This is a genomic window from Streptomyces phytophilus (genome assembly GCF_013870535.1).
GTDB classification, from domain to species: domain Bacteria; phylum Actinomycetota; class Actinomycetes; order Streptomycetales; family Streptomycetaceae; genus Streptomyces; species Streptomyces phytophilus.
Genome location: NZ_JACBXC010000760.1, coordinates 1 through 2,960, shown reverse-complemented (window position 1 = coordinate 2,960; position 2,960 = coordinate 1). Strand labels below are relative to the sequence as shown.

Sequence of the window (2,960 nt, the reverse complement as noted above, 5' to 3'; positions counted from 1 at the left end):
CCGTCCTCGCGCAGGTGCAGGGGCGCTGCCGGGTCGACAGCCACGGCGTCGACTTCGGGATCGTCGGCGGCTTCAAGAAGGTCTACGCCTTCTTCACCCCCGACGACCTCCAGGACATCGCCAAGTTCGCCGACCTGCCGGCGATGCCGCCCGCCCTGGCCGCGCACGCCGGCTTCTTCGCCCGGCACGGCCTCGCCGACCGCGTGGGCGTCATCGGCGTCGACTACCACCACCGCACCCTCAACGTGTACTTCAACGACGTGCCGCCGCGCCTCTTCGAGACCGGGACCATCACCGCGACGCTCCGCGAGCTGGGCATGGCGCCGCCGAGCCCGCACATGCTCAAGCTCGGCCGGGAGGCGTTCGGCCTCTACGTCACCGTCGGCTGGGACGCGCCGCGCATCGAGCGGATCTGCTACGCCGTGACCACCCCCGACCTGGCCGCACTGCCGGTCCGGGTGGAGCCGGAGATCGAGCGGTTCGTGCGCGGCGTCCCCGCCGGGGACGGCGACCGCAAGTTCGTCTACGGCGTCGCCGTGGCGCCCGGGGGCGAGTACTACAAGCTGGAGTCGCACTACCGCTGGCGGGCCGGGACGATGGACTTCATCTGACCGCCCGGCCGCCCCGCCGCCGGCCGGCCGGGCGGCTCACCGGCCGCGCGGGGTCACCAGCCCGGACTCGTAGGCGATGACGACGAGTTGGGCGCGGTCGCGCGCGTGCAGCTTGAACATCGCCCGGTTGATGTGGGTCTTCGCGGTCAGCGGGCTGATCACCATGCGGTCGGCGATCTGGTCGTTGGACAGCCCCTGCGCGGCGAGCGCGACGGACTCGCGCTCCCGGTTGGTCAGCTCCTCCAGGCCGCGGACGGCGGAGGGGTCCAGCGGCGGCTGGGACACGTACTTGTTGATCAGCCGGCGGGTGATCGACGGCGCCAGCAGCGCGTCGCCGCGGGCGGCCACGCGCACGGCGTGCAGCAGGTCCTCGGGCAGGATGTCCTTGACCAGGAACCCGGCCGCGCCGGCGCGCAGCGCGTTGAACACGTTCTCGTCCAGGCCGTAGTTGGTGAGGATCACGACGTGGATGTGGGCCAGGGCCGGGTCCGCGGCGATCTGCCGGGTCGTCTCGATGCCGTCCATCACCGGCATCGACAGGTCCACCAGCGCGAGGTCCGGCAGGAACTCGCGCGCCAGCGCCAGCCCCTCCTTGCCGTCGCCCGCCTCCGCGACCACCTCGATGTCGTCCTCGGCGTCGAGCAGCGCGCGGAACCCGCTGCGCAGCAGCGGCTGGTCGTCGAGCATGAGCACACGGATCACGGGATTCTCGCCACCGGTAGTTCGGCCTGGACGGTGAAGCCGCCCTCGGTGCGCGGCTCGGCGCGCAGGCTGCCGCCGAGGGCGGTGACGCGCTCGCGCATCCCCAGCAGGCCGACGCCGGGCTTGGGCGCGGGACCGGGCCGGGCCGTGCCGTCGTCGTCGATGCGGATGGCGAGGGCGCCGGGGCGGTAGGAGATGCGGATCGAGGCGGTGGAGGCCGCCGCGTGCCGGGCGGTGTTCGTCAGCGACTCCTGCACGATCCGGTAGGCGGTACGGCCCACGGCCTCGGGCACGTCGTGCCGCTGCCCCTCGATCGTGAGCGTCGTGTGCAGCCCTATGCCGTGGGTGCGCTCGACCAGCTCCGGCACCCGGTCGAGCCCGTGCGCCGGGGCCTGTTCGTCCTCGTCGCGCAGCGTCTCCAGCGTCGCGCGCAGCTCCCGGGTCGCCTCCCGGCCGGCCTCCTGGATCGCCAGCAGCGACTCGGGGACGTCCTCGCCCCGCTTGCGGGCCAGATGGACGGCGACCTCGGACTGCACCTTGATGATGGAGATCTGGTGGGTGAGCGAGTCGTGCAACTCCCGCGCTATGTGCAGCCGTTCCTCGGTGGCACGCAGCCGCGCGGTCTCCTCGCGGGTGCGCTCGGCCTCGTCCGCCCGCCGCTCGGCCTGCCGCAGCGCCTCGCCCGCGGCGCCGGCGGCGATCAGCCAGGCGAGTTCGAGTACGCCGCGGGCCTGCGCGAAGGCGTCCGCGGGGCCGTCGCCGGGGGCGGCCATCACCGCGTACGGGAGGGTGAGCACCAGCACCACGCTCACCGCGACGGTGACGATCCGGTGCCCGGAGCGCACGGCGGCGTAGACGGCGAACAGGTAGGCGACGGCGGGTACGTCGAAGCCCGCGGCGTTGTAGCCCACCACGCACAGGCCGGTCACCGCGAGTATCGGCACCGGGGCCCGCGCGGTGCCGGCCAGCGCCAGGCCGCTGGTCACCAGCAGCCCGTAGCCGAGCAGGTCGAGTTTCGAGGCGGCGTGGTCGCCGGCCAGCGCGGTGATCAGGAGCACGGCCGCTACGCAGACCGCGATCACCAAGCTCTTGACCCGGGCCCAGACCTTGGACAGCCGTGCGCTCATACGAGCACCATAACGGCAGTTCGGGGCATCCGAGTACTGCTTGCGGAGGAGTATCCGACTACCGCGCACACAGTAGTTTGACGGCGGGTACGCCGGCCGCGGCACCCGGGAATTCCACGGCCCGCGAATTCCTTATGGCGTGGCACCGCCATCCCGTGTTCGCGGTAACGCCGTTCGCGATGGCGTGACCCATTGAATTCGACGCCACTACTCGGGTGAGTAGTTGGGCGGTGCGGAAAACCGCGCTTACTGTCGTGGCATACCGGGTCGACGAAGGCGGTGAAACGACTGTGGCTGTGCTCGTCCAGAAATACGGCGGTACCTCGTTGCAGACGCTCGACCGCGTCCGCCGCGCCGCCCTGCGCATCGAGGCGGCCTGGCGGCGCAGCCCGGAGGTGGCCGTGGTCGTCTCCGCCCGCGGCGGCCGTACCGACGAACTGCTGCGGCTGGCCGCCGACGTCGGCGCCCCGGCCGCGTCCCGGGAGCTGGACCAGCTGCTGGCCGTGGGCGAGGCGGAGTC

4 protein-coding genes are annotated in these 2,960 nt (G+C 72.5%); 2 read left to right on the top strand and 2 right to left on the bottom strand.

Annotation, left to right across the window (positions count from 1 at the left end; genetic code table 11):
* On the top strand, positions 1-611 hold a 611-nt coding region (locus H5J30_RS24795; protein ID WP_181789580.1), incomplete at its 5' end, for an aromatic prenyltransferase.
* A gap of 36 nt (positions 612-647) precedes the next feature.
* Here the strand turns inward: H5J30_RS24795 and H5J30_RS24790 are convergent.
* Both H5J30_RS24790 and H5J30_RS24785 read right to left on the bottom strand, forming a co-directional pair.
* Positions 648-1,313: a response regulator gene (locus tag H5J30_RS24790; RefSeq protein WP_181789579.1), complete on the bottom strand. Its 666-nt coding sequence runs from the start codon at positions 1,311-1,313 to the stop codon at positions 648-650.
* Positions 1,310-2,440 (bottom strand): sensor histidine kinase, encoded by a 1,131-nt coding sequence (locus H5J30_RS24785; protein ID WP_181789578.1) that lies wholly within the window; start codon positions 2,438-2,440, stop codon positions 1,310-1,312. The genes H5J30_RS24790 and H5J30_RS24785 overlap by 4 nt, the downstream gene beginning before the upstream one ends.
* 296 nt (positions 2,441-2,736) lie before the next feature.
* On the opposite strand from H5J30_RS24785, the gene H5J30_RS24780 reads away from it, so the two are divergent.
* Positions 2,737-2,960 (top strand): amino acid kinase family protein (locus tag H5J30_RS24780; protein WP_445194957.1); only part of this gene is annotated, 224 nt, incomplete at its 3' end.

Bases quoted from the DNA above. Each gene is read 5' to 3' on its own strand.
- H5J30_RS24785 (WP_181789578.1), bottom strand. From the start codon at position 2,440: ATGAGCGCACGGCTGTCCAAGGTCTGGGCCCGGGTCAAGAGCTTGGTG.